Genomic DNA, 24,321 nt, shown 5'->3' with positions numbered 1-24,321 from the left:
ACACCTCCCCGACGACCCTTTCGGCACCCCCCTCAGTTGAGGGAGACGTCCGGCGGGAAGTGGGCGACCGCGGCGAGGATGTCGCCCTGCCGTCGCAGGACCATGGCCCAGAGATCATCCGGGCGCTCGACGAACGGGTCGCCGGGCAGCGCGTCGAAGACGAACCAGGAACCGGCGGCGATCTCCTCCTCCAGCTGGCCCGCGGACCATCCCGAGTAACCGGCGAAGACCCGGATGCCGGTGACGTTCTCCCGCATCCGCTCCGGGTCGGCGGAGAGGTCGAGCGTGCCGAGCGCCCCGCTGACCGGATGGAAGCCGGACAGCCGCTTCTTCACCTCCGGCCGGGTGCGGGCGAGGCAGATGGCCGACTCGGGCTGCACCGGGCCGCCCTCGAAGAGGACCGCCGGGTCACCGGCCAGCTCACCCCAGGTGCCGAGGACCTCGGCCACCGGAACCTCGGTCGCGCGGTTGAGCACGACCCCGAGCGCGCCGCCCGTCTCGTGGGCCACCAGCAGCACGACCGTACGGTCGAAGTTGGGGTCCTTGAGGGTGGGCGTGGCGACGAGCAGCCGACCGGTCATCGACTCCACCGACCGGCCTCCGATCCGCTGCTGCTCACCGAACACCTGATTACCGCCGTCCAGTCGACGTAGCCATGTCAGCACATTAGCTTGGCTTTCCGGCCACCGATAAGGTCTGGACATGAACCCGCCACCTACGGCAGCAGAGATCGGCGTCATCGGCGGATCGGGGCTTTACGCGCTTCTCGATCACGCCACCGAGCACGAGGTCGACACCCCGTACGGTCCTCCGTCGGACCGGATCACCGTGGCCGAGGTGGGTGGCCGCCGGGTGGCTTTTCTTCCCCGCCACGGTCGTGACCACCGTTTTCCCCCGCACAAGATCCCCTATCGGGCGAATCTGTGGGCGCTGCGCTCGCTGGGTGTCCGGCAGATCATCGCCCCGTGCGCGGTCGGTGGCCTGCGGCCGGAGCTGGGCCCGGGCACGTTCGTGGTGCCGGACCAGCTGATCGACCGGACCAGCGGCCGTGAACAGACGTTCTACGACTCCGGTGCGGTGCACGTGTCGTTCGCGGACCCGTACTGTCCGGTGGGCCGGTCGACGGTGCTGGATTCCGCCGAGCGGGTGAAGGCGGTGGACGGCGGCACCATGGTCGTGGTCGAGGGCCCGCGTTTCTCCAGCCGGGCCGAGTCCCGCTGGTTCACCTCGATCGGCGGCACGATCGTCAACATGACCGGCCATCCGGAGGCCGTCCTGGCGCGCGAGCTGGCCCTCTGCTACACGGCGATCGCCCTGGTCACCGACCTGGACGCGGGCGTCGAGGGCGAGCACGGCGTGACCCAGGAGGAGGTTTTCCAGGTCTTCGCCGACAACACGGCCCGGCTGCGGGACGTCCTGCTCGACGCGGTGGTCAAGCTGCCTGCCGAGCGGACCTGTGCGTGCAAGGACGCCCTGGCGGGCATCAAGCTGCCGATTCAACTTCCCTGATCCGTACGCCGTACGCGGCGCCGGGCCTCGTCCCGGCGCCGCGGCGACGGGTCAGACGACCGCGCAGGTGGCGTTGTTGAGGGTGAAGGCGCCGGGTTCGGCGGTGTTGCCGGTGTGGGTGCCCTGGAAGCCGAAGGTCTGGGATCCGCCGGCGGTGAGCGTGCCGTTGTAGGAGACGTTGGTGGCGGAGACAGCCCCGCTGGTGGGGCTGACGGTGGCGTTCCAGGCGTTCGTCACGGCCTGCCCGGTCGGCAGGGTGAACCGCAGGGTCCAGCCGTTGACCGCCGCGGTGCCGGTGTTGGTGACGGTGACCGACGCGGTGAACCCGGTGTTCCAGGCGTTGACCGTGTAGCCGACCCGGCAGCCACCGGTCGGCGACGGGCTGGACGCGGAGGGACTCGGCGCCGAGGGGCTCGGTGACGACGGGCTGGGTGACGACGGCGTGGTGGTGTCGAGCCCGAGGAAGTGGACGGCGGCGGCCGCGTCGACGGGCAGGTTGTGACTGACCCCGTTCATGCTGATCGCCTCCACCGGCGCGGTGTCACCGGTGCCGCCGTACCGGGTCCGGGTGTATCCGCTCTGCGGGGTGTCGGTGAACGACGGCGTCTGGGTGAGGCCGTGCACGTTCGTCCACTGGTCGATCTGCTCGCCGAAGTTGGGGTAGCGCAGGATCTCGTCGTTGGTGCCGTGCCACGTCTGCATGCGGGGGCGGCGCCCGGAGTAGCCCGGGTAGGCGTTGCGGACCAGGTCACCCCACTGCTGCGGGGTCTTGAGGACGAGGCCGTTGGCGCAGTCGCTGTTCCACTCGGAGCCGTTGGTGGTGGCGAAGCACCCGAACGGAACTCCGGCGAACGCCGAGCCCGCGCTGAACACGTCGGGGTAGAGGCCCAGCAGGACGTTCGTCATCATCGCCCCGCTGGAGACGCCGGTGGCCACGATCCGGTCCGCGTCGACCGGGTACCGCGCCCGTACGTAATCGATCATCGACTTGATGCCGACCGGATCGCTTCCGCCGTCGCGGGTGAGCGCCTGCGGGGAGGCGACGTCGAAGCACTGGCTGCTACGGGTCACCGACGGGTAGATGACGATGTAGCCGTACCGGTCGGCGAGCGCGGCGAACTGGGATCCGCTGTAGAAGGCCGGCCCGGTGCCGGTGCAGTAGTGGACGGCCACGAGCAGACCCGGCCGGGGCGCCAGGTTGTCGGGCACGTAGAGGTACATCCGCAGGTTGCTCGGGTTGGTGCCGAAGCCGGTGACCTCGGTCAGCGCGGCCGCGGAGGCGGGCCCGGGAAGGGCGACCGCGCCCAGTGCCGCCATGGTCGCGGTGACCAGTGCGGCGAGCAGGAGCTTGAGTCTCTTTCGCATCGGGGGATTCCTCGCACTCGGGGTGGGGACGGGGACGGCTTCGGTGTGGGGAGCACCCTAAGCATCGACCAGTATTTATCTTCGGCCGTGGTGGCGCCAGGCCGTCCCAGGAGCCGCGCGGGCGTGGAACGGGGGCGTATGATCCGTCGGATTTCACTGCACAACGACGACCCACGGCCGTCGAAGGGGACCCCCGGTGACTCGACCGCACATCATCCGAACCGTCGGCGCGCGCGCCGCCGCGGCGACACTGCTGCTGGCCGCCCTGGCCGGTGGCGTCCATCTGGCGCAGCGCCCGGACTCCGGGCCGAACGCCGCCGGCGCGGCCGAGACCCAGCGCCTGCTGGCCGAGCGCGAGCGGGAGCACGCCGCGGCGCGGGCCGTCCGCGACGAGGCGAAACGGCTCGCCGCACAGAAGGCGAGCGCCGAGGTGAAGACCGCCGTCGCCGACGCCCGGGCGCTGGAGACCGCCCGGAAGAAGGCGGAGGCCGAGAAGGCGGCCGCCGCCAAACGGGCCGCCGAGGTGGGCCCGGTGCCCTACACCGGCACGATCCCGGCGGCGTGCCGGAGCCTGAGCGGCAGCCGCGAGGTCGGCTGCGCCCTGATGATCGACGCGGGCTTCGAGTTCAGCGAGTTCTCCTGCCTGAACAAGCTGTGGGACCACGAGAGCGGCTGGAACTACCGGGCCACCAACCGGTCGTCGGGCGCCTACGGCATCCCGCAGGCCTACCCGGGCAGCAAGATGGCCTCGATCGCCGACGACTGGAAGATCAACCCGGCGACCCAGATCAAGTGGGGCCTCGGCTACGTCAAGGGCCGCTACGACTCCCCGTGCGGCGCCTGGAACCACTTCCAGGACGCCGGCTCCTACTAGATGAATCGATGCGCGCCGCGATGCCGGCGCGCATCTGGTTCTCGGCTCAGCATCGCCGCCACTTCGGGGGGTCGAAGGTCGTCGCCACGAGGCCGGCGGTGCTCGTCGAGCTTCCGGCGACGCGCATCGTCTCAGCGACGGACACGTTCACCGATGTGCCGCACGGGGCCCATGCCGCCGGACGGGGTACGGCGCTGGTGTTCCAGGCACCGGTCTTCGGGCCCACCACCTTCTCGGTGTCGCGTACGGTCCACTTGAGGCCGGTGAACCACATGGCCGTGGAGAGGCTCGCGGTTTCGGTCGCGTCGAGGCTGACGACGGCCTGGTTGTCCACCGCGGGGATCTGATAGGTCCATCCGGCCGGGGTAGCCACGCTCGCGAAGAGGACGCAGCTCTTGTAGTCGTTGCCCGAGACCGAAAAACCTCGATACCGAACCATGACCGCCCCGGACGGCAGAACGTGCGCGTCGACGGGCAGTTTGGTGCCGGCACCGTGGCGGCATCCGCTGCCGTTCGCGTTGAGCAGCTTCACGGTGAGCTGCGGTTGTGTCCCCGGTGGCAGGGGACTTGCCGAGGCGGACGGCACGAACAGGGAAGTGCCGACCAGCGCCATCACGATTATCTTCAATCCAGACACGGGAACCCCTCACAACGGGAGACCTTGGCGGGGAGAACCGGCCGGCCACAGGGAGCCCCGTCGCCGACCGGCCGGTGTTCGCACGTCAGCACTTCTTCCAGGACACGTTGAAGATCGTCGACGCCTTCGTGTCGGTGTCGATGAGTTCGGCGGAATTCGAGGAGCTCCCCTTCACCCGCAGCGTGTTGTTGACGTTCAGGTCGAGCGAGTCATTGCACGGCGCGTAGATGAGGGTGCCGATGTTGCTCGCCGTGGTCCAGAGGTTGGTACTCGGACCGTTGAGCGAATTGCTGGCCGACGCGTTCCACGGGCTTCCGGTGAACCAGGCGTTCATCTGCAATTTGGCCGACGACTTCCAGTCCAGGTCCGGCGTCACCCGGTTGATCACCGAGGTGATCGCATAGGTCCAGCCTTGAGGCACGGACACCCGGATCGACACCTTGCAGCTCTTGTAGTCGTTGCCGTACACCCGGAAATCGCTGTAGGACAGGCTGAACGCGGTGTTGTCCGCGGTGGGCTGAGCCCAGGTGGTGCCCGCGGGGCAGCCGCTGCCGAAGGCGCCCAGGACCTTGAGGGTGATCATCGGCGCCGGCGGCGCCGGCGCTGCCTGAGCCGCCGCGGGGAGAAGCGTCGCCAACAGCGACCCCGCGAGAATTGCCGCGGCCTTCTTATTCGTACGGAACATGAGAACTCCTTTTACAGTAGGGTTGCGGAATTAGCACTGCTTCCATTTCAAAAGGAAGGTGGTCGATACACGGGCGTCCTGAGCGAACAACTCCATCGAACTCGTCGCGGGCCCGGCGACCCGCAGCGTGGTATTGAGAATCAAGTTGGCCGACGCGCCACAGGGGGCGAAGATCAGCGCGCTGGTGGCGCTGTTCGTCTGCCAGAAGTCGTCGTACGTCCCCTTGAACGTCTGGTCCGCGCGCAGGGTCCACGGGAAGCCGGTAAACCACGAGTTCATTATGATTCGGCCGGACGCGCCTTTATCGAGAACGGCGTAGCCCCGGTTGAAGACCTCGTACACCGAATACGTCCAGCCCGCAGGAATGCCGACAACGATCACGACATTGCAGTTCTTGTAACTGCTGCCGGTCACCTTGAACTTGCTGAAACTCACGGAGAACGCCGTCTTGTCCGGCACGTCGGTGGCGACGCTCGAAAACTCCGGGCAACCGCTGCCGTTGACAGCCTTGACGTTCAGCGTGACGACGGGGTCCACCAGTCGTGGCCGCGCCTGGGCCACCGACGGGATCAGCGACATGGTCAGCAATACTCCGGCGACCGCAGCCGCCATCATCCTTCTCAACCTGAACATGGGATCCTCCCATCAACTTTATGCGCTGGAATTGCTAAATTGCCGGACACTTTGCGGTCTCGACGAATGCGGAGGTCCCGCGCAATCAGGCGGCTACGGCCGCAACCTCTATTCGGCGCCAGAAAAGGGCCGTGGCGACCTGTCGCCGCCCGCCCGCAATCACCGTTGAAAAGATGAATATCGGGTCGCTTGCCGGCTACGCGGGCAGTCCGGTGATCTTGTAAATGATCCGGTGACTCAGACTGGCCACCACCTGGATTGCTCCGCCGAGCCTACCCATGCCGTCACCCGGTGTGGTTCGAACAAGCAACGACTGGCTGAACGGCGGAGTCGCTATAGGGCTTCCGGGGGTAACGGGCTCGGCCCGGAAGCGGATAAGACGAAGCGGCCCGGTTCGCGCTTTCCGCAAACCGGGCCGCCTTCCGTCCGGTGGAGCTGATGACCGCTTACATGAACCTCGGCGAGCGGGCTCAACCGCTGCGGACGGCCGTCGACGGGTAACCGACTGGATCTCGCCCAGCGCTCCGACGCCGGGTTCCTCTTACCCAAGGAGGTCGCCATGTCTGAAGCAGCCGCGCAGTTCAACATCCACGACGCGAAAACGAACCTCTCGCGGATCATCGACCGCGTCGAGCACGGCGAAGAGATCATCATCAGCCGGGCCGGCACACCCGTCGCCAAGATGATCCCGCTCAACCGCAGGGTCGACCGGACGGGTAGAGGCTCCCTCGCCGGTCAACTCGTCGTGGCAGACGACTGGGATTCCACCGAGGTGAACGAGTCGATCGCACGGGATTTCGGCCTCACATGAGCCTTCTCCTCGACACTCCCGTCGTGCTGTGGTGGCTCACGGACGACTCCACTCTTCCCGCCGAGATCAAGGAACGGCTCGACCACGAACCGGACGCCTACGTCAGCCCTGCGACGATGCGGGAAGTGGCCATCAAGCAGTCGATCGGCAAGCTCGCCAAACCGGCCGATCTCGCTGAACGCATCCGCGACAGCGGCTTCCGGCACCTGAACATCACCGCCGAGCACTGCATCGTCGCGGGACGGCTTCCGCTCATCCACCGAGACCCGTTCGATCGGATGCTCATCGCCCCCAAGCCCAGGTAGAACACCTGACGTTGGTCACTCGTGACACGCACATCCAGAAATACGACGTGCCTGTCCTACCCGCCTGACGCGGCCGAAACGCAACCACCTGCCGCGCCCACCGTGATGCGGGGTTTCCGGGGGCTCGACCCCCGGAGCAGAAAGACGCCAGAGTGCAGTGGAGGTGCTTGCCGCCTACTCGAACCTTTCGGAGCACCTGCGGCGCCTGCGAGACATGCTTGGACAGCCGGACATCATCATCGACCGCCTAGAATGAGGAGACTGAACGCACCCTGCGGGAGACACCGATGACCCGAACACTGACCGCCGCGGTTCACCAGGAAGACGACTGGTTCGTTGCCCGCTGTCTGGAGCTTGACGTAGCTAGTCAAGGCGAGTCATTGGATGAGGCTCTGGCGAATCTCCGCGAAGCGGTGGAGCTCTACTTGGAGCAGGTCTCTCAGCCCCAGATCGAGGCGACGCCGTTCGTGACCGCGTTCCAGATCGCCTCGGCCGCATGAGCCCGGCTCTGGCCGATCTCCCCCTCCGCAAGGTAGTAGACGCCCTCACCCGGGCAGGGTTCGTCCACGTCCGCACCAAAGGCAGTCACGCCGTGTACCAACATCCGAACGGCCGGGTCGCAGTGGTCCCTCAGCACTCTACGGTCAAACGTGGAACGCTCGCCTCGATCCTCCGACAGGCTGGCCTGACCACAGCCGAATTTCTCCAGCTCCTGCGGTAGGACCGTCAAACAACGACATCGGCCGCCCCACCTAAGCGATGGCAGGGCGGCCGATGATCTTGCAGTGGAGGTGCCGGGAATCGAACCCGGGTCCTTCGTTGCTTTGTCAGGGCTTCTCCGAGCGCAGCTCACTATGTCCCTACTCGGCCCTCCGACTCACGTGAGCAAGTTCGGACGACGGGCCCAGTCACTGATTGATCTCACCGCAAGGTCCCCGTGACCGGGACCCATTGGCCAGCCTCCTAGCTGATGCCGGCAGCTGGGACGGAGGCGCTCCCAGACCGACAGACCACGCTACTTGCCTCAGGCGGCGAGAGCGTACTGGTCAGCGTCAAACTTAGAGTTGGCGCTTATAAGTTTCCGACGACCGATTCTCGAGACGACGTCGGCTTCCTCGGCTCGCTTCCCCTGTCTCCACGTACGAAGTCGAAACCAGTCACCCCCATGTCCATGTCACAGCCTGGCAATCTTAGCTCACCCGGCAACTGCCGCCACCGATGGCACAGGTGATCGGCTTGACCAGGTCGTTCAGGTTCTTCTCGGCCTGGAAGCCGACGCTGACCGAGGATCCGCCGGCGAGCGACTTCCCGCTCAGGGTGACGGTGTTCCCGCTGAGGCTGGCCGTGGCGTTCCAGGCGCCGCGCAGTTCGAGCCCGCTGCCGGAGGGGTAGGACAGCGTGATGGTCCAGTCCCGTGCCGACGTGCCGTTGTTGGTGACCCGCAGCGCGGCGATGAAGCCGTCACGCCAGGATGCGCTGGTGGAGTAGGTGACCGACAGGTCGGCGGCGGCCGGGGAGGAGCTGGTGCGCGACGGCGACGGGCTGGGCCGTCCGGTGCTCTTCGACGGCGACGGTTTGGCCGAGGTGGACGCCGACCGGGACGGCGACGGCGACACCGACACCGACACCGAGGGCGATGCCGAGGCCGACCGCGACACGGACGGCGACGGCGAGGCGGACGACACCGGCGACGACTCGGTCGCGGGGCTGGTGGCGGGCAGCGAGCCCTCGGCCGCCTGGAGATCGGCGGTCGGCAGGACCAGCAGCGGATCACCCGGTTCGGCGGAGCCACCCGAGCGGAACGCGATCCAGCCGACCAGGGCAAGCAGGACGGCAGCAGCCAGACCGAGGACCGATCGGGCCAGGATGAACTGACGTGCGGCGTGCTTCGACAACGGGCGGGTCTCCCTGGGGTAGGGGAAGATCAGCGACAGGTGACGATCAACGGTGGATGATCAATAGGCCTGGCCGGGCAGGATACCCCGTCAGTCCATCCCTTTCGCACGGCGGCCCATCGCCCGGTTGATCTCCCGCTCAGCGTCCCGGCTGGCCATGTCCTGACGCTTGTCGTAGCTCTTCTTGCCCTTCGCCACCCCGAGTTCGACTTTCGCGTACCCGTTGTGGAAATAGACCGCGAGTGGCACCAGGGTGACGCCGTCGTCGCGCATCTTGCCCAGCATCTTGTGGATCTCTTCGCGGTGCAGCAGCAGCTTGCGGGGGCGGCGGGGCTCGTGGTTGGTCCAGGTGCCCTGCGTGTACTCCGGGATGTGCATGCCGTGCAGGTAGATCTCACCCTCCCGCTCGTGGCCGAACGCGTCGACCAGCGAGGCGCGCCCGGCGCGCAGCGATTTCACCTCGGTGCCGGTGAGGACCATGCCGGCCTCGTAGGTGTCCAGGATGGTGTAGTCGTGGTGCGCCTTGCGGTTGGAGGCGACGAGCTTGCGGCCCTGTTCGCGTGGCATGACCGCGGTCCTCCCGTTTGTGTGAACCCGAACGGAAAGAGTACCCGGGCCTCAGCACAAACAGCCGGGCAGGTAAACGAGCGGGTTGCGGGGCGCGCCACCGAATCGCGTCTCGAAGTGCAGGTGTGCCCCGGTGGAGGCGCCGGTGCTGCCCACCCGGCCGATGATCTCGCCACGACGGACGTACTCGCCCACCGAGACATAGATTTTGGACTGGTGTGCGTAGCACGTGGTGAACCCGTGCCCGTTCATCCGTCCATGGTTGATGCACGTGTACCGGCCGTAGCCGCCGTTCCAGCCCGCCTGGATCACCCGTCCGGACGCGGCGGCCCGGATCGGGCTGCCCGAGCCGGCCGCGAAGTCGGCGCCGGCATGCAGTTGCCACACCCGGTAGTAGGGGTCGTAACGGTTGCCGTAGTCGCTGCTCTTCCAGCCGTGGACGGGCATCAGCAGGCGGCCGCCGGAATAGCGGCTGCCGACGCCGGACCGGTTCTCCCAGCCGCGCATGGCGGCGCGGACCCGGTTCTCCGCACGCACCGCGGCCCGGTACTGGGCCAGCACTCCGGCGCGTTGTGTCTCGGCGGCGCGCAGCGCGGCCCGCCGGGCCAGCACCAGCTCGTTGACCTCCTGCTGGGCGCGGAGGGCGGCGGCCTGCGCGCTCTGCGCGGCCCGGAGCCGCTCGGCGGCGGTGGCCTCGGCGGCCTCGGCGGTCCGCTTCGCGGCGCCGGCCCGGTCCTGCGCGATCCGGGCGGTCCGGCGGGCCGTGGTGAGCGTACGGACCTCGCCCTGCTCCTGGTGCATGAGGTGTTCGACAAGTCCGAGGCGGTCCATCAGATCCTGCGGCCCGGTCGCCTCGGCGAGCAGGTTGAGCCGGTTGAAGGTGCTGCCCATGTAGCTGGCGCGGGCGATCTCCTCGACCCGTTCGCGGGCGGCGTCGACCTGGCCGGCGGCGGCCGTGTACTCGTCGGCGACCCGCTGGTGACCGGCCCGGGCGGTGTCGGCCTGCCGCCGGGCGGTGTCCGCCTCGACCCGGGTGGCGATCACCACGCCGCGCGCGGTGGCCACCCGTTGCTGAGCGGCCGGCAGGGCGGCGGTGGCGCGGGCCAGGCTGCTCGCGGCGGCCCGGGCATGGGCGCCGGCGGTCTCCAGGAGCGCCTCGGCACGGCGGACGGCGCGGGCCGCGTCGTCGGCCGGATCGGCCGCGGCGGGCACCGGCACCGCCAGCATGAACCCGAACAGGGCGAAGAGGCAGAGGCAGGCGGCGATCAGGCGATCAGGTCGGCAATACCCCACGGCGCCACGCTACCCCGACTAATCATCCGCAAAGCCCCAAATCGCCCGATGGCCGCAACCCTGGACAGGGTTGCGGCCATCGGGACTTACACGTACTTGTGCGGCGTCAGACCTTGAGGTAGAAGCGCAGCGTCACCCAGGCGGTGACCGCACTGAACAGCGAGGCGACACCGGCCAGCAGCGGCAGCATCAGCCACACGTTGCCGTTGGGGATCGGCGTGAGGATCGTGGCCAGCGCCTGGAGCTTGGTGTCCAGCACGATGATCTTGCTGACGAAGAGCGCCACGAAGCCGAGGAGCGAGCCGATCAGGCCGGCGACCACCGCCTCCAGCACGAACGGCGACTGGATGAACCAGTTCGACGCGCCGACCAGTTTCATGACCGCGACCTCGCGCCGCTTGCTGTACGCCGCCACCTGGATGGTGTTACCCACCAGCAGGAGCGCCGCGACCGCCATGAAGCCGGCCACCACCAGCGCCATCACCTGGATCGAGTTGAAGACCTTGAAGACCTTGTCGAGCAACTCGCGCTGGTCGATGATCTGCCGGATGCCGGGCTTGCCCTCGACCGCCTTGGCGAACTCGGCGTACTTCTCCGGGTTGCTGAGCTTGACCCGGTACGACTCCGGCAGGCTGTTCGATCCGACCGCGTTCACGAAGTCGGGCGTGTCGGCCCAGAGCTTCTGGAACCGCTTGAGAGCGTCTTCCTTGCTCTCGTAGGTCTTGGAGATCACCAGCGAGCTGCTGTCGATGGCCTCGTCGATCGCGAGCTTCTGAGGCTCGGTGACGTCGTCGGTCAGGAAGATCGAGACCTCGATGTTGCCGTAGTAATACTCCTTCATCTGGTCGACCTGCATGTACAGCAGCACGCTGGCGCCCAGCATGGTCAACGAGACGGACATGGTGATGATCATGGCGATCGTCATCGTGACGTTTCGCCACAGGCCCACCAGGACCTCGTTGAGGATGTACTTCACGCGCATCGGGGGGATCCTTCCAGGACTCCGCGTGTCACTGCTTCAGCTTTCCGTACGTGGGCGGAGCAAGGCCTACCCGTAAACACCGCGCGCCTGGTCCCGGACGATCCGTCCGCTCTCGATCTCGATGACCCGGCGGCGCATCTGGTTGACGATGTTTGAGTCGTGCGTGACCATCACGACGGTCGTACCGGTCCGGTTGATCCGGTCCAGCAGACGCATGATCTCGATCGAGGTGTCCGGGTCGAGGTTACCCGTGGGCTCGTCGGCCAGCAGGATCAGCGGACGGTTCACGAAGGCACGGGCCACCGCGACACGCTGCTGCTCACCACCGGAGAGCTCATGCGGGTACCGGTGCTCCTTGCCGCCGAGGCCGACCAGCTCCAGGACCTCGGGCACGACACGCCGGGCGACGGCCTTGGTCTTGCCGATCACCTCAAGGGCGAAGGCGACATTCTCGTACGCCGTGCGGTTGGGCAGCAGCCGGAAGTCCTGGAAGACGCAGCCGATCGAGCGGCGGAAGTGGGGAACCTTCCAGGACCGCAGAGTGGTCACGTCCTTCTGATTCACCACCACCTTGCCGCGGGTCGGGGCGACCTCGTGGAGCAGCAGCTTGATGATCGTCGACTTACCGGAACCGGAGGGGCCGATGAAGAAGACGAACTCACCCTTCTCGATCCCGACGCTGACATTGTCCAACGACGGCCGAGACGCCTTTGGGTACGTCTTCGTCACGTTCTCGAGCAGAATCACGGGACTGGAGTCTACGCGGTGTAACGAAATCGCCAACCCCACCGGGGTCGGGAATATTCACGAGCTGCGGTAACACTGGGAACAGGCGCAACCTGACCTGACCCAGCGTTCAGGTCGGGTTGCACACGGTCACGGATCGGCCTATGAGGCGACCTGGTTCTGCTTCCGCCAACGGATGCCCGCCTCGATGAAGCCGTCCACTTCGCCGTCGAAGACCGACGAAGGGTTGCCGGTCTCGAACTCGGTGCGCAGATCTTTCACCATCTGGTACGGGTGCAGAACGTACGAACGCATCTGGTCGCCCCATGATCCGGTGGTGTCCAGCTTCAGACCGGCCATCTTGGCGTCCTCCTCCTGGCGCTTCCGCTCCAGCAGCCGGGCCTGGAGAACACGCATCGCGGCCGCCTTGTTCTGCAGCTGCGACTTCTCGTTCTGACAGGAGGCGACGATGCCGGTGGGGATATGGGTCAGCCGGACCGCCGAGTCGGTCGTGTTGACGCTCTGCCCGCCGGGACCGGAGGACCGGTACACGTCGACCCGGATCTCGTTCTCCGGAATGTCGACGAACTCGGTCTGCTCGACCACCGGCATCACCTCGACGCTGGCGAAGCTGGTCTGCCGGCGGCCCTGGTTGTCGAACGGGCTGATCCGCACCAGGCGGTGGGTGCCGGACTCGACACCCAGCGTGCCGTAGGCGTACGGCACCTTGACGGCGAAGGTGGCCGACTTGAGGCCGGCCTCCTCGGCGTACGACGTGTCGTAGACCTCGGTGGGGTAGCCGTGCCGTTCCGCCCAGCGCAGGTACATCCGCATCAGCATCTCGGCGAAGTCGGCCGCGTCCACACCGCCGGCGCCGGCCCGGATCGCCACCACGGCCTCACGGGCGTCGTACTCACCGGAGAGGAGAGTGCGGACCTCCATCTCCTCGATCGCCTTGCTGAGGGTGGCGACCTCGGCACCCACCTCGGCGATCGAGTCGGCGTCGCCCTCGGCCTCGGCCAGCTCCAGCAGCACGCCGGCGTCGTCGAGACGGGAACGCAGGCGTTCCAGCTTGGAGAGCTCGCCCGAGATGTACGACAGACGGCTGTTCACCTCCTGAGCACGGGCCTGGTCGTCCCAGAGGTCCGGCGCGGAGGCCTGCTCCTCAAGGTCCGCCTTGTCCCGGCGCAACTTGTCGACGTCCAGGACGTTCTCGATGTTGCGCAGGGTCGCGTCGAGGGCCTTCAGTTGCTCGGGAAAGTCGGCAGCGGTCACGACACTCAAGACTACGCCGCCCGGCCAGAATGCTGGCCGGGGCGGGTCCGTTCATTCGGTCGGGACGGCTTTGAGCCAGGTGAGCGCGGCCTTGTGGTAGGCGACCGCGAACTCCAGGGCGGCCGCGCCGTACTGGTCGCCGTTCTTCTTCGCCTCCTTGGCCTGCTCCTTCGCCATCCCCATGGCCTCGGAGTGGTACTGGTTCGCGGTGCTGTAGAGCTCCTGCAACTGGTCGCCGGAGTGCTGCTGACCGAAGGCGACCCGCAGAGCGACCGGGTTGCGCAGCGCGTCCCGGCCCGGGGCCTCGGCGAGCCACCTGCTGAAGGCGCGCTTGCCGGAGGCGGTGATGGCGTAGGGCTGACTGGATCGGGGACCCGGCTTACCGAGGCGGACATACCCCATTTCAGCCAGTACGGGCAATTCGCGGTAGACCTGGCTGCGCGTCATCGACCAGTAGGGCCCGAGGCGGCGTTCGGCAGCCGCCATCAGCTGACCGCCGGTCATCGCCCCCTCGTGGAGGAGGCCGAGGAGGGCAGCCGCCGTCGGATTGATTTGGAAGTCGGGCATGCCTTCTAAGCTGCCACTTTGTCGCGCCGCCGTCCAGGATTTAGCCTGATCCGTCCAGTTTGCGCCTCCACAAACGACTGTCCCGCACAGACAGTCCGACAACGAGTGAGCGGTCCTGGCGATTCCGCCTCCAAATACGCGTTGACCAGGTAATATGGTGCACCCAATCGGTCAGACGGCGTGTTGCGGGCATGATTCCGGCAAAAAGGCGGATACTGCCGTGCGAAACCAGACAATCAGATCCAACCGCCCCATTCGTCACCCTTGAGCGGGCCTGCGGGCTCATCCCTGATGCGGATAGCGCCATCGGGTCGGCGGGTCGAGCGTCTCCTTGATGGTCCGCGGCGACACCCACCGCAGCAGATTCAGGACCGAACCGGCCTTGTCGTTGGTCCCGCTGCCCCGCTCCCCGCCGAAGGGCTGCTGCCCCACCACGGCCCCGGTCGGCTTGTCGTTGACGTAGAAGTTGCCGGCCGTGAACCGCAGCTCCCGCTGAGCCCGCTCGATCACCGTGCGGTCGGCGGCGAAGACCGACCCGGTCAGCGCGTACGGCGACGCCGTGTCCACCAGCCGCACCGCCTCGTCGAAACCGCCGTCCAGGAAGACGTGCACGGCCAGGATCGGCCCGAAGTACTCGGTGCTGAAGACCTCGTTCCCGGGATCCGTGCACTCGACCAGCGTCGGCTCCACGAACCAGCCCTCACTGTCGTCGCCGCGCCCGCCGGCCAGCACCGTGCAGGCGCCGCTGCCCGCGATCCGGTCCAGCGCCCCGGTCAGCCGGCCGAACGACCGGCCGTCGATCACCGCGCCACCGAACATCGAAAGGTCGGCGACGTCGCCGTACCGGATGGAAGCGACCGAGGCCGCGAGCCGATCCCGCAGGCCGCCCTCCCACAGGCTCCGCGGCACGTACGCCCGGGACGCCGCCGAGCACTTCTGGCCCTGATACTCGTACGCCCCAGCAGTGCCGTGTGCAGCGCGTCCACGTCGGCGCTGGGGTGAGCGAGGACGAAGTCCTTGCCACCGGTCTCCCCCACCAGCCGCGGGTAGGTCCGGTAGCGGTCGACGTTCTCCCCCACGGTGCGCCACAGATGCCGGAAGGTCGCGGTGGAGCCGGTGAAATGGATGCCGGCCAGGTCCGGATCGGCCAGTGCCACCTCGGAGACCGCCAGCGCCGGCCGTGGCGTTGCCGGTCACCCCGAGTACCGCGTGCCTCCGGTGTGGCTGGACCACCTCGATCGGCGAGCCCGCGGCCATCCGCTGCCGCCCGCCGATCGTCATCGTCAGATCCGGGCGGCGGTCACCGAGGTCCTCGATCGCCTTCTGGAGACCGGCGCGGTGCGAGCCGCCCGGCGCGTAGTCGCGCACCGGTTCGTTCCTCGGCGCCGGGACGGAGAACTGGGCGTCCATCCGAACTCCTCGTCGTTGAGGGGGTTTCGCCCATCGTCGCACCTCACCGACGGCCGGTCAGGCGTGTGCGGCTTCGCCGGTTACCCTGAGCCCCATGACTGACCGCCAGACCGCCGCCCCGGAGACCGTCGAGGAATCCCGGCTCACCGTGGCGCTGCTCGCGGCCGCCGCCCTCGCCTGGACCGGCGCGATGCTCTGGTCGGCCCGGGCCACCATCACCGGCCGGGCCGATGCCGCGATGGAGGTGACCTCCACGGCGTACGCGCTGCCCGGCGCGGTCACCGCCGACCTGGTCGCCGGCTCGGCCGTGGCGCTCCTGGTGCTCACCCTGATCAGCGCGCGCCGGCCGCTCGGGCCGACCGCCCGGTTCGCCGTGGCGACCGGCGCCGGCCTGGTGGTCGGGCTGCTCAGCGCCATCCCGATCATCACGATCAACACGGCCGGCACGATCTACGCGGTCGTCGGCGGCACGGTGGCCGCGGCCGCGACCATCGGCGGCGCCCTGGCCGGCCTGCGGATCCCGTCGGTGATCGCCGCGGCCGGGGCGGGCTCGGTCGGTGTCTTCCTGGTCGGGTTCGTGCTGAACCTCTTCCAGTCCCCGGTGCTCGACGCCTTCGGGGCCGACGACACCGCGTCGTCGGCGCAGGCGGCACAGTGGTTCTCCTACAGCCAGGCGGCGCTGAGCGGTCTGGCGGCCGGCCTCATCGCGTACTTCATGCTGCGCCGCCGTGCCGGGCTGCGCTGGCCGCTGTACGCGCTGGCCGGCGCCGGCCCCGGCCTCCTGCTGGTGATCGGCGAACTGCTGGCCCGCACCGCCGGCGCCGAGGTGCTCGAACTGGCCGGCAAGGTCAGTGAGCTGGAGCAGACGGTGCAGCAGATGCTCAGCTCGGCCCGGCTCAACAACGGGCTCATCGTCCTCTTCGTCGGCGCGCTCACCGCCATCTTCGCGGTCGGCCGGACCCTCGGCCCGGCCCAGGACTCCGACGACGAGGAGCCTCAGGCCAGTTCGTCCAGCTCGGAGACGGCGTACCACTCCAACTCGTGATCCTCGGCGCCGTCGACGGTGAACTGGGCGTCCGAGTCACCGGCCAGCGCCTCGACGACCACCTCGACGGCGGCCGCCACCGCCTCCACCGCCTCGGTCCCGTCAACGTGGATGCTCGCCAGGTCGGCCAGGCTCACCGGCTGCGGCAGCCGGACCGTGCTCGACCCCAGCTCGGTGTCCTCGCTGGTCAGACCGGCGGCCGGGACGTCGGCCGAGACCACCACCCGGCGGCGCGGCGCTGACGGATCCTGCCGCAGCAGAGGCAGGGCGCCCTGGGCGGCACGGGTGAAGGCGACGTACTCCAGCTCCTCCTCGTCGCCCTCCGCGTACCACTCGCGGAGCGCGGGCGTCACCGCGTGCGCGATCAGCGTCTGATCGCCGAGCCGCCCACCGGCCCGCAGGGCGGTGAGCATCGGCAGTGTGGCCGGCACGTAAACCCGGACCAGGTCGGTGATCGGCACCGTCGTTCCTCCTGCACTCGGCGGTCGGGCGAGCACAGTACACCGTCATCTCGGCCCGGAGATGTCCCATTCCATCAGGAGTCTCCGGATCGAGGTCGCACCGGGTCCGCCACACGCCATCGGTGGCAAACTGAGGCCGTCGAAAGGAGGAGCCGTGCCGGAGCCCCGCTTCCTGCTGCTGTCCGACGTGGCCACCGAACTGAACGTCTCGGACTCGCAGGTCTATCACATGGTCCGCAGCGGCGAGCTGCCCGCGATCAAGATCGGTGGGCGCGGTCAGTGGCGCGTCGAGCGCTCCCAGCTGGAGAAATACATCCAGGAGAGGTACGCGGACACCGCCGCGTGGGTGCGCGACAACCCCCTGGCCGACCGCGAGGCGGAATGAGCGGTCGGCGGCTTTTGCGCCTCTTCCCGGATCGATGATCAGCCGTTGACCGGCCGAAGGCAACTGGACGATGCTTCAGTTCATCGAAGGCAAACGGAGGCAAACGCAAGGATTGGCGGTGGCGATGCGATCGACGGTCGAGATGGCGCCCACGATTCGGCTGCGCCCGGTTCCCCGGTCCGACCCACCTTTCGACGACGAGTCCGCGCCCCAGGTGTGGGCGCCGTCCCGGCAGCCGGCTCTGGAGTGGCCGGGTAACGCGCAGCGGGCGCCCCTCGGGCCACCGCCGGAGGCCCCCGCCGTGGCCGGAGCCTCCGGTGACGCGCGGCTCGCGGCCCGGCGGTTCGTGCACCTCTGCGTCGAGGTCCTCAACGGGTTCCGGCCCGCCGCCCACCTGCGGCGGATGGCACTGCCCGCCGAGGCCGCCGACGTGGTGGCGAAAGGCCTGGCCGGGGCGCGCCGGGCCGCCGAACTGCGCCGGGCGGGCCGGCCGCGCACCCGGCCGCCACGCCGCCACGCCCCCGTCGCGGTGCTGCGGTTGCGGCTGTGCGAGCCGCGGCCCGGCGTCGTCGAGGCCGCGGTCACCCTGGCCACCGGCGAGCGGACCTGGGCGATGGCCTTCCGGTTGGAGCTGCACCAGCAGACCTGGGCCGCCACCGCGCTCCTGATCATCTGACGCCTCCCACACTCCCGGGGCGACCGTCAGCAACCGAAGCGGCGGCCGTCCCGGGTCTCACCCGTGCCCGCTCCACCGGCGCCCACCCCGCACAAGTCCGTGGCTGGCTCCTAGGGTGCCCCTCGGAGCCAGCCACTCCCACCAAAACGAGCCTCTGCGCAGGCGGGCGCGGGCACGGGTTCGGGCGGGCGCGGGTTCGGGCGGGCGCGGGCCGGCAGGGCGGGCGCGGGCCGGCAGGGCGGGCGCGGGCCGGCAGGGCGGGCGCGGGCCGGCAGGGCGGGCGCGGGCCGGCAGGGCGGGCGCGGGCCGGCAGGGCGGGCGCGGGCCGGCAGGGCGGGCGCGGGCCGGCAGGGCGGGCGCGGGCCGGCAGGGCGGGCGCGGGCCGGCAGGGCGGGCGCGGGCCGGCAGGGCGGGCGCGGGCCGGCAGGGCGGGCGCGGGCCGGCAGGGCGGGCGCGGGCCGGCAGGGCGGGCGCGGGCCGGCAGGGCGGGCGCGGGCCGGCAGGGCGGGTGCGGGCGGGCAGGAATGCGGAACGGCCCGCGTGGGCCGGCCGGAGCCGGGCCACGCGGGCCGTTCGGGAGTGGATCAGGCCGCGCCGGGCCCGCCGTGGCAGCGCTTGTACTTCTTGCCCGAGCCGCAGTAGCAGGGGGCGTTGCGCGAAGGACCGTTCGACTCCGACTGGGAGGCCGAGGACCGGCTCGGCGAGCCGGCGCCGGTGTGCGCCGGGCTGGCCGGGACGGGCGACCCGCCGGGGCCGATCTGGACCGGCGCCGACTGCTGCTGGATCACCGGGCGGCCGGCGCCCGCCTCACCGTCGATGGCCGGTGCGGTGTACTGGAGGTTCTGCGGGCGGTTGGAGCCGCCGAGACCCTTGGCGTGCACCTCGACCCGCTCGGAACCGCCGTCGCCCTCCGGCTCCTCGCCGACCTGGGGCAGCTCGTAGGCCTGGCTCGGGTCGACGGTGATGGTGGGCTGCTCCTCGACCTGGACCTCCAGGTTGAAGACGAAGCCGACCGCCTCCTCCTTGATGCCCTCCATCATCTGGTTGAACATGTCGAAGCCCTCGCGCTGGTACTCCACCACGGGGTCGCGCTGGGCGTAGGCCCGCAGGCTGATGCCCTCCTGGAGGTAGTCCATCTCGTAGAGGTGCTCACGCCACTTCCGGTCGATGACCGCGAGCAGCACCTGGCGCTCCAGCTCACGCAGCGCCTCGGCGCCGAGCTCCTCCTCGCGGGAACGGTAGGCACCCCGCGCGTCCTGCTTGAGCTGTTCGGCCAGGAACTCCTGGTCGATCGTGCCCTTCTCGCCGCCGGACTCCTCGACGATGTCGTCGATGGTGACGGTGACCGGGTAGAGCCGCTTGAGGTTGGTCCAGAGCTGGTCCAGGTCCCAGTCCTCGGCGTAGCCGTCGGCGGTGGCCACCGTGACGATGTCGGCGATCACGTCGTCGATCATGTGGGTGACCTGCTCGTGCATGTCCTCGCCGTCGAGCACGCGCTTGCGCTCGGCGTAGATGACCTGCCGCTGCTTGTTCATCACCTCGTCGTACTTGAGGACGTTCTTGCGGATCTCCGCGTTCTGCGCCTCGATCTGGGTCTGCGCGTTGCGGATCTGCTTGCTCACCATCTTCGACTCGATGGGAACGTCCTCGGGGATGTTGAACCGCTCCATGACGGCCTCGACGGCGCCGGCCCGGAACCGCTTCATCAGGTCGTCCTGGAGGGACAGGTAGAACCGGGACTCACCCGGGTCGCCCTGCCGGCCGGACCGGCCGCGGAGCTGGTTGTCGATGCGGCGGGAGTCGTGGCGCTCGGTGCCGAGCACGTAGAGCCCGCCGGCGGCCTGCACCTCGGCGGCCTCCCGCTCGGTGGCCTCCTTGACGATCGGGAGCACCTCTTCGAGGGCCTTCGCGTACTCCTCCGGGTTCTCCACCGGGTCGAGGCCGCGCTGGTGCAGCTCGGCCGCGGCGGTGAAGTCCGGGTTGCCGCCGAGCAGGATGTCGGTGCCACGACCGGCCATGTTGGTCGCCACGGTGACCGCGCCCTTCCGGCCGGCCTGGGCGATGATCGTCGCCTCCTGGGCGTGGAACTTCGCGTTCAGCACGCTGTGCGGGATGCCCTTGCGGCGCAGCAGCTGGGAGAGGATCTCCGAGTTCTCCACCGACACGGTGCCGACGAGGACCGGCTGGCCGGTGGCGTGCCGCTCGGCGATGTCCTCGATGACCGCGTTGAACTTGGCCTTCTCGGTCTTGTAGATGACGTCCGGGTGGTCGATCCGGATCATCGGGCGGTGCGTCGGGATGCTGACGACGCCGACCTTGTAGACGCTGTTGAACTCGCCGGCCTCGGTCTGCGCGGTACCGGTCATGCCGCCGAGCTTCTCGTACAGGCGGAAGTAGTTCTGGAGGGTGACGGTCGCCAGGGTCTGGTTCTCCTGCTTGACCTCCACCCCCTCCTTCGCCTCGATGGCCTGGTGCATGCCCTCGTTGTAGCGGCGGCCGTGCAGGATGCGGCCGGTGAACTCGTCGACGATCAGGACCTCGCCCTCGGGGCTGACGATGTAGTCCTTGTCGCGCTTGTACAGCTCCTTGGCCTTGATGGCGTTGTTCAGGTAGCCGACCAGCGGAGTGTTCACCGACTCGTACAGGTTGTCGATGCCGATCCGGTCCTCGACCTTGGCGACGCCGCGCTCGGTGATCGCGATGGTGCGCTTGGCGTGGTCGACCTCGTAGTCGCCCTCGCCGTCCTTGCCCGCCTGGAGCCGGGCGACGATCTGGGCGAACTCGCCGTACCACCGGGCGGAGTGCTCGGCCGGGCCGGAGATGATCAGCGGGGTCCGGGCCTCGTCGATCAGGATGGAGTCGACCTCGTCGACGATCGCGAAGTTGTGCCCGCGCTGCACCAGCTCGGTCTTCGCCCACGCCATGTTGTCGCGCAGGTAGTCGAAGCCGAACTCGTTGTTGGTGCCGTACGTGATGTCGCACTCGTAGGCGGCGCGGTGCTCGGCGGACGGACGGTTCGGCAGGATGACGCCGACGGTCAGGCCGAGGAACACGTGCACCCGGCCGACCCACTCGGCGTCACGCTGAGCGAGGTAGTCGTTGACCGTGATGATGTGCACGCCCTTGCCGCTCAACGCGTTGAGGTAGGCCGGGAACACGCCGGTCAGGGTCTTGCCCTCACCGGTCTTCATCTCCGGGATGTTGCCGAAGTGCAGCGCGGCGCCACCCATCAGCTGGACGTCGTAAGCCCGCTGGCCGAGCACCCGTTTGGCGCCCTCCCGGGCCACCGCGAAGGCCTCGGGGAGCAGCGAGTCGAGCGACTCGCCCTCCTGACAGCGCTCCTGGAACTGCTGGGTGCATTCGCGCAACTCGTCGTCGGTCAGGTCGACATAGTCGTCCTCGATCGAGTTGACCGCTTCCGCGATCGCCTTGAGCCGTCGCACCATGCGGCCTTCGCCGGCGCGAAGAATCTTTTCCAATATCGACACGGGTCAACGCTCCCCTAGACAGTCTGCTGAACCATCGTAGGCACCTTCCCCGTGGACCTGTGACCCGAGCCTCCCGTGAAACTCACAAAAAGGGCGAAATACGCCATGAAGTTCGCTGACAGCGCATCCTCCGACTCATTTGCAAGCTGTTTGGCGCCCGGGCGCGTCCCGGACGAGGATGTCCCCGTGGATCAGAACAGCGAAGTGCGGCTCGAGGACGCGGGCGACGGGGCGTACGAGATCGTCGGCACCCGGTCCGGTGACCGCCTCGGCCGGGTCGCCCTGACCGGGGAGCGGGTGACCGTCGAGGTCGTGCCGGCGGCCCGGCGGCGCGGCGTGGCGACGGCGGCGCTGCGTGAGGTGAGCCGGCTCACCCTGCGCGACCGGGAGCGGCTGGAGCTGCTGATCCCGTGGGACAACCCGATCGCCCTGCGGGTCGCGCTGGCCGCCGGCTACACCCGGGAGGGGATCCGCCGGGGCACGCCCGAGCTGCTGGTCTACTCCCGTCTGGCGAGCGACAGCGGGGAGCCGGCACCGCGCCTGCTGCCCGACCTGCCCGGTGGCGAGCTGTCCGACGGCGTGATCACACTGCGCCCGCTCGGCGAGGGCGACGTCGACTTCTACACCGAGTTGCACAGCGTGCCGGACGTGGTGGCGACCAGCGTGCCGGCCGAGCCCAAGCCGGCCGACGAGATCCGCCGGCGCTGCTCACGGGCCGCCACGCAGTGGCTCACCGGGAGCCGGGCCGATCTCGTCATCGTGGACACCGCGACCGGGCTACCGGCCGGCGAGATCGATCTGTACTACCAGGAGCCGCCGCTGGCTCAGGCGATGATCGGGTACAGCACGCTTCCGGCGTACCGGAAAAGGGGTTTGACCACCCGCGCGGCGCAGTTGCTCGCCCTCTGGGTCTTCGCCGAGACGGACATCGTCCGTCTCGTGGCCGGCGCGCTCCCGACGAACATCGGCTCGCAGCGGGTGCTGGAGAAGGCCGGCTTCACGCGCGAGGCCTACCAGCGGCAGCGTCTGCCCGGGCCGGACGGTGGCCGGCTGGACGACGTGCAGTACGTGCTCCTCGCCGGAGACCTGCTAGCACAGGCCTCCGGCGCGGGAACCTCACATGCCTAGGCTGAGGATGCCGTAGTCGTATCCGCGGCGCCTGTACACCACACTGGGCCGCCCGCTCTCCTTGTCGTGGAACAGATAGAAGTCGTGCCCGACGAGCTCCATCTGGAAGAGGGCGTCGTCAACGGTCATCGGCTCGGCCGAGTGCTCCTTCTCCCGCACGATGCGCCACGGCTGGTTGTCCTCGTGCTCGGAGGGCTCGGTGTCGAGCTCCGGCTCGGTGAGCGTGGCGGTCCGTCCACCGGTCAGATCGGTGGGGAGGTTCGCGGTGGCCGCGGCGACGGAGACCGGCGCGTGCCGTCCGCGATGCACTCGGCGACGGTCGGCGGAGCGGCGCAGCCGGGCGTCCAACTTGTTGATCGCACAGTCCAGGGCAGCGTAGAAGTCCTGTGCCTGCGCCTCGGCGCGTACCACCGGCCCCTTCGTCCTGACGGTGATCTCGACCCGCTGGCAGATGTCGGACTGTCGCGGATTGCGTTCGTGGAACAGCTCCACGTCCGCCCTCATCAGCTTCTGGTCGTAACGTTCGACCTTGCTCAGCTTGTCGGCGACATGCTCTCGATAATGGTCGGGAACCTCTACGTTGCGGCCCTTGACGACAATGTCCACTCGTGACCTCCCCCAACGTTGTGCTTGGCGGGCGCCGAACCACGGCGCATCGAGCTGCTCGGTGAAGACGCCGCGTGACGAGAACCGACGCGGCCTACGTGAGTGAGACGACTCCTTTCCGGTGCGGCGAACAAGCCCTGGACTCGTGCGCTCCCGGTGGCGGGCAAGTTGATCGACTTACCCTCGTCACCTAGACGCTAACCTGCCTGTGGCCGTCAGTCACCCCTCGTTCGGGATACCGGATGGCTGACATTCGCCTCTATCGGCAAGCCGGACGCCGATCACAGTCGAATACGCGGGGAAAACGTGCGCAACTCTGTCGCTGCGAGCACCGCGGCACCTGTGACCTGCATGTCCGCCTCCTCAAGCCGGCGTACCACCGCGGCCAGTGTGGCCCCTGTGGTGACGATGTCATCCGCCACCACAAGAGTGCCTCGCCAACGGCCGTCGCGTCGCAGAACGCCGATCCGGGGGATCATTCGCAGCGAATTTACAGCTACTATCGCCCGTTCGTGCGCATCCAGTGACGTTGAGTCAGGACGCGGCAGGGCACGCAGCGGCTGCACCACGTTCACGAGATAGCCGGCCGACCGCAACCGGCGGGCCGCATGGCCGGCCAACCGGGCCATGTGATCGCCGTGCCGCTCCCGCCGGGCCGCCGCGGTGGACGGGACCGGAACGAGGACCACCGGCCGATCGCGGGGCGCCAGCGCGGCCACCGCGCCGGCCAGCAGTGTGCCCAACGGCCGGGCGAGCCGGTGCCGGCCCTTTTCCTTGTACGCCAGGAGCGCGCCCCGCAGCGCCCCCGCATAGGTCCCGACCGCCATGCACGCCGGGAAGCCGGCCGGCGGCGGCACCGGTTCGGCAGCCCGCGGGCGCAGGCCCTCCAGTTCGGTCACACAGCCGCCGCAGACGCCGTAGGTGAGGCGCACCCGCTCCGCCCCGCAGCCCGCGCAGGCGGTCGGCAGCACCAGATCCGCGAGGTCCGCCAGCAGCAT

26 protein-coding genes, 1 other RNA gene and 2 pseudogenes are annotated in these 24,321 nt (G+C 68.8%); 11 read left to right on the top strand and 18 right to left on the bottom strand.

The features are described from left to right. Positions 1–32: 32 nt before the first annotated feature. The gene (locus tag BJ964_RS14660) at positions 33–581 is read right to left on the bottom strand and encodes a YqgE/AlgH family protein (RefSeq protein ID WP_188126952.1); all 549 of its coding nucleotides are present in this window, start codon (positions 579–581) and stop codon (positions 33–35) included. Positions 582–702: 121 nt separating this feature from the next. Between BJ964_RS14660 and BJ964_RS14655 the strand changes: the two genes are divergently transcribed. Then, on the top strand, positions 703–1,509 hold the full coding sequence (locus BJ964_RS14655; protein WP_188121179.1) for an S-methyl-5'-thioadenosine phosphorylase: 807 nt from the start codon (positions 703–705) through the stop codon (positions 1,507–1,509). 51 nt (positions 1,510–1,560) lie between these two features. Here BJ964_RS14655 and BJ964_RS14650 read toward each other — a convergent pair whose 3' ends face one another. Further along, a complete protein-coding gene (locus BJ964_RS14650) occupies positions 1,561–2,874 on the bottom strand; it encodes an extracellular catalytic domain type 1 short-chain-length polyhydroxyalkanoate depolymerase (RefSeq protein WP_188121178.1) in 1,314 nt (437 codons plus the stop codon). Positions 2,875–3,070: 196 nt separating this feature from the next. Between BJ964_RS14650 and BJ964_RS14645 the strand changes: the two genes are divergently transcribed. After that, positions 3,071–3,748, top strand: coding sequence for an aggregation-promoting factor C-terminal-like domain-containing protein (locus BJ964_RS14645; protein WP_229806831.1), 678 nt, complete (start codon positions 3,071–3,073; stop codon positions 3,746–3,748). Positions 3,749–3,794: 46 nt separating this feature from the next. Here BJ964_RS14645 and BJ964_RS14640 read toward each other — a convergent pair whose 3' ends face one another. The 3 genes from BJ964_RS14640 to BJ964_RS14630 all read right to left on the bottom strand — a co-directional run bounded on the left by BJ964_RS14640 (position 3,795) and on the right by BJ964_RS14630 (position 5,649). Further along, complete coding sequence (locus BJ964_RS14640) at positions 3,795–4,376, bottom strand: DUF4360 domain-containing protein (RefSeq protein WP_188121177.1); 582 nt, start codon at positions 4,374–4,376, stop codon at positions 3,795–3,797. 94 nt (positions 4,377–4,470) lie between these two features. Next, positions 4,471–5,070 (bottom strand): DUF4360 domain-containing protein, encoded by a 600-nt coding sequence (locus tag BJ964_RS14635; RefSeq protein WP_188121176.1) that lies wholly within the window; start codon positions 5,068–5,070, stop codon positions 4,471–4,473. Between the two features lie 30 nt (positions 5,071–5,100). Further along, positions 5,101–5,649, bottom strand: a complete 549-nt coding sequence (locus BJ964_RS14630) for a DUF4360 domain-containing protein (RefSeq protein WP_188121175.1) — start codon at positions 5,647–5,649, stop codon at positions 5,101–5,103. On the opposite strand from BJ964_RS14630, the gene BJ964_RS14625 reads away from it, so the two are divergent. From BJ964_RS14625 to BJ964_RS14605, 5 genes and pseudogenes are all read left to right on the top strand, one after another. Continuing rightward, a complete protein-coding gene (locus BJ964_RS14625) occupies positions 5,648–5,872 on the top strand; it encodes a hypothetical protein (RefSeq protein ID WP_188121174.1) in 225 nt (74 codons plus the stop codon). The two genes, BJ964_RS14630 and BJ964_RS14625, sit on opposite strands and share 2 nt — an antisense overlap. Before the next feature lie 390 nt (positions 5,873–6,262). Next, positions 6,263–6,514, top strand: a complete 252-nt coding sequence (locus BJ964_RS14620; RefSeq protein WP_188121173.1) for a type II toxin-antitoxin system Phd/YefM family antitoxin — start codon at positions 6,263–6,265, stop codon at positions 6,512–6,514. Then, positions 6,511–6,887, top strand: a pseudogene (locus BJ964_RS14615) (type II toxin-antitoxin system VapC family toxin). Before BJ964_RS14620 ends, BJ964_RS14615 begins: the two are co-directional and overlap by 4 nt. A gap of 219 nt (positions 6,888–7,106) precedes the next feature. Further along, complete coding sequence (locus BJ964_RS14610; RefSeq protein WP_188121172.1) at positions 7,107–7,319, top strand: type II toxin-antitoxin system HicB family antitoxin; 213 nt, start codon at positions 7,107–7,109, stop codon at positions 7,317–7,319. Beyond that, entirely contained in the window at positions 7,316–7,540 is a 225-nt protein-coding gene (locus BJ964_RS14605) for a type II toxin-antitoxin system HicA family toxin (protein WP_188121171.1), read from the top strand. Before BJ964_RS14610 ends, BJ964_RS14605 begins: the two co-directional genes overlap by 4 nt. Before the next feature lie 62 nt (positions 7,541–7,602). On the opposite strand, the gene ssrA is transcribed toward BJ964_RS14605, so the two are convergent. The 9 genes and pseudogenes from ssrA to BJ964_RS14560 form a co-directional block, all read right to left on the bottom strand. Then, positions 7,603–7,984, bottom strand: a transfer-messenger RNA (tmRNA) gene (ssrA, locus tag BJ964_RS14600). 25 nt (positions 7,985–8,009) lie between these two features. Then, entirely contained in the window at positions 8,010–8,714 is a 705-nt protein-coding gene (locus tag BJ964_RS14595) for a cellulose binding domain-containing protein (protein WP_188121170.1), read from the bottom strand. 90 nt (positions 8,715–8,804) lie between these two features. Then, positions 8,805–9,281: an SsrA-binding protein SmpB gene (gene smpB / locus BJ964_RS14590; protein ID WP_188121169.1), complete on the bottom strand. Its 477-nt coding sequence runs from the start codon at positions 9,279–9,281 to the stop codon at positions 8,805–8,807. A 51-nt stretch (positions 9,282–9,332) separates the two neighbouring features. Then, on the bottom strand, positions 9,333–10,574 hold the full coding sequence (locus BJ964_RS14585; RefSeq protein ID WP_229806829.1) for a peptidoglycan DD-metalloendopeptidase family protein: 1,242 nt from the start codon (positions 10,572–10,574) through the stop codon (positions 9,333–9,335). A 106-nt stretch (positions 10,575–10,680) separates the two neighbouring features. Then, positions 10,681–11,556 (bottom strand): permease-like cell division protein FtsX, encoded by an 876-nt coding sequence (ftsX, locus tag BJ964_RS14580; protein ID WP_188121168.1) that lies wholly within the window; start codon positions 11,554–11,556, stop codon positions 10,681–10,683. A gap of 66 nt (positions 11,557–11,622) precedes the next feature. After that, positions 11,623–12,303, bottom strand: a complete 681-nt coding sequence (ftsE, locus tag BJ964_RS14575; RefSeq protein WP_188121167.1) for a cell division ATP-binding protein FtsE — start codon at positions 12,301–12,303, stop codon at positions 11,623–11,625. A 141-nt stretch (positions 12,304–12,444) separates the two neighbouring features. After that, positions 12,445–13,557, bottom strand: a complete 1,113-nt coding sequence (gene prfB, locus BJ964_RS14570; RefSeq protein WP_188121166.1) for a peptide chain release factor 2 — start codon at positions 13,555–13,557, stop codon at positions 12,445–12,447. Between the two features lie 51 nt (positions 13,558–13,608). Beyond that, positions 13,609–14,124: a PadR family transcriptional regulator gene (locus BJ964_RS14565; RefSeq protein ID WP_188121165.1), complete on the bottom strand. Its 516-nt coding sequence runs from the start codon at positions 14,122–14,124 to the stop codon at positions 13,609–13,611. Between the two features lie 282 nt (positions 14,125–14,406). Continuing rightward, a pseudogene (locus tag BJ964_RS14560) lies at positions 14,407–15,290 on the bottom strand (aldehyde dehydrogenase family protein); the annotation flags it as partial. Positions 15,291–15,628: 338 nt separating this feature from the next. On the opposite strand from BJ964_RS14560, the gene BJ964_RS14555 reads away from it, so the two are divergent. Further along, the gene (locus BJ964_RS14555; protein WP_188121164.1) at positions 15,629–16,579 is read left to right on the top strand and encodes a hypothetical protein; all 951 of its coding nucleotides are present in this window, start codon (positions 15,629–15,631) and stop codon (positions 16,577–16,579) included. On the opposite strand, the gene BJ964_RS14550 is transcribed toward BJ964_RS14555, so the two are convergent. Beyond that, the gene (locus BJ964_RS14550) at positions 16,531–16,992 is read right to left on the bottom strand and encodes a DUF6912 family protein (RefSeq protein ID WP_188126949.1); all 462 of its coding nucleotides are present in this window, start codon (positions 16,990–16,992) and stop codon (positions 16,531–16,533) included. The two genes, BJ964_RS14555 and BJ964_RS14550, sit on opposite strands and share 49 nt — an antisense overlap. A 202-nt stretch (positions 16,993–17,194) precedes the next feature. Here BJ964_RS14550 and BJ964_RS14545 point away from each other — a divergent pair, with 202 nt between their 5' ends. Both BJ964_RS14545 and BJ964_RS14540 read left to right on the top strand, forming a co-directional pair. Then, a complete protein-coding gene (locus BJ964_RS14545; protein ID WP_188121163.1) occupies positions 17,195–17,425 on the top strand; it encodes a helix-turn-helix transcriptional regulator in 231 nt (76 codons plus the stop codon). A gap of 124 nt (positions 17,426–17,549) precedes the next feature. After that, complete coding sequence (locus BJ964_RS14540) at positions 17,550–18,101, top strand: Rv3235 family protein (RefSeq protein WP_229806856.1); 552 nt, start codon at positions 17,550–17,552, stop codon at positions 18,099–18,101. 584 nt (positions 18,102–18,685) lie between these two features. On the opposite strand, the gene secA is transcribed toward BJ964_RS14540, so the two are convergent. Then, entirely contained in the window at positions 18,686–21,589 is a 2,904-nt protein-coding gene (gene secA / locus BJ964_RS14535) for a preprotein translocase subunit SecA (protein ID WP_188121162.1), read from the bottom strand. A 186-nt stretch (positions 21,590–21,775) separates the two neighbouring features. Between secA and BJ964_RS14530 the strand changes: the two genes are divergently transcribed. Further along, a complete protein-coding gene (locus BJ964_RS14530; protein ID WP_229806645.1) occupies positions 21,776–22,717 on the top strand; it encodes a GNAT family N-acetyltransferase in 942 nt (313 codons plus the stop codon). Here the strand turns inward: BJ964_RS14530 and hpf are convergent. Further along, positions 22,706–23,323 carry a ribosome hibernation-promoting factor, HPF/YfiA family gene (gene hpf / locus BJ964_RS14525; RefSeq protein ID WP_183224958.1) on the bottom strand — a complete coding sequence of 206 codons (618 nt, stop codon included), beginning with the start codon at positions 23,321–23,323 and terminating at the stop codon, positions 22,706–22,708. The genes BJ964_RS14530 and hpf overlap by 12 nt on opposite strands. 281 nt (positions 23,324–23,604) lie before the next feature. Continuing rightward, entirely contained in the window at positions 23,605–24,321 is a 717-nt protein-coding gene (locus BJ964_RS14520) for a ComF family protein (protein WP_188121160.1), read from the bottom strand.

The sequence above is a fragment of the Actinoplanes lobatus genome (assembly GCF_014205215.1).
Classification (GTDB): Bacteria; Actinomycetota; Actinomycetes; order Mycobacteriales; family Micromonosporaceae; genus Actinoplanes; species Actinoplanes lobatus.
The sequence above is the reverse complement of the archived record's forward strand: the minus strand, read 5'-3'. Positions and strand labels throughout refer to the sequence as shown.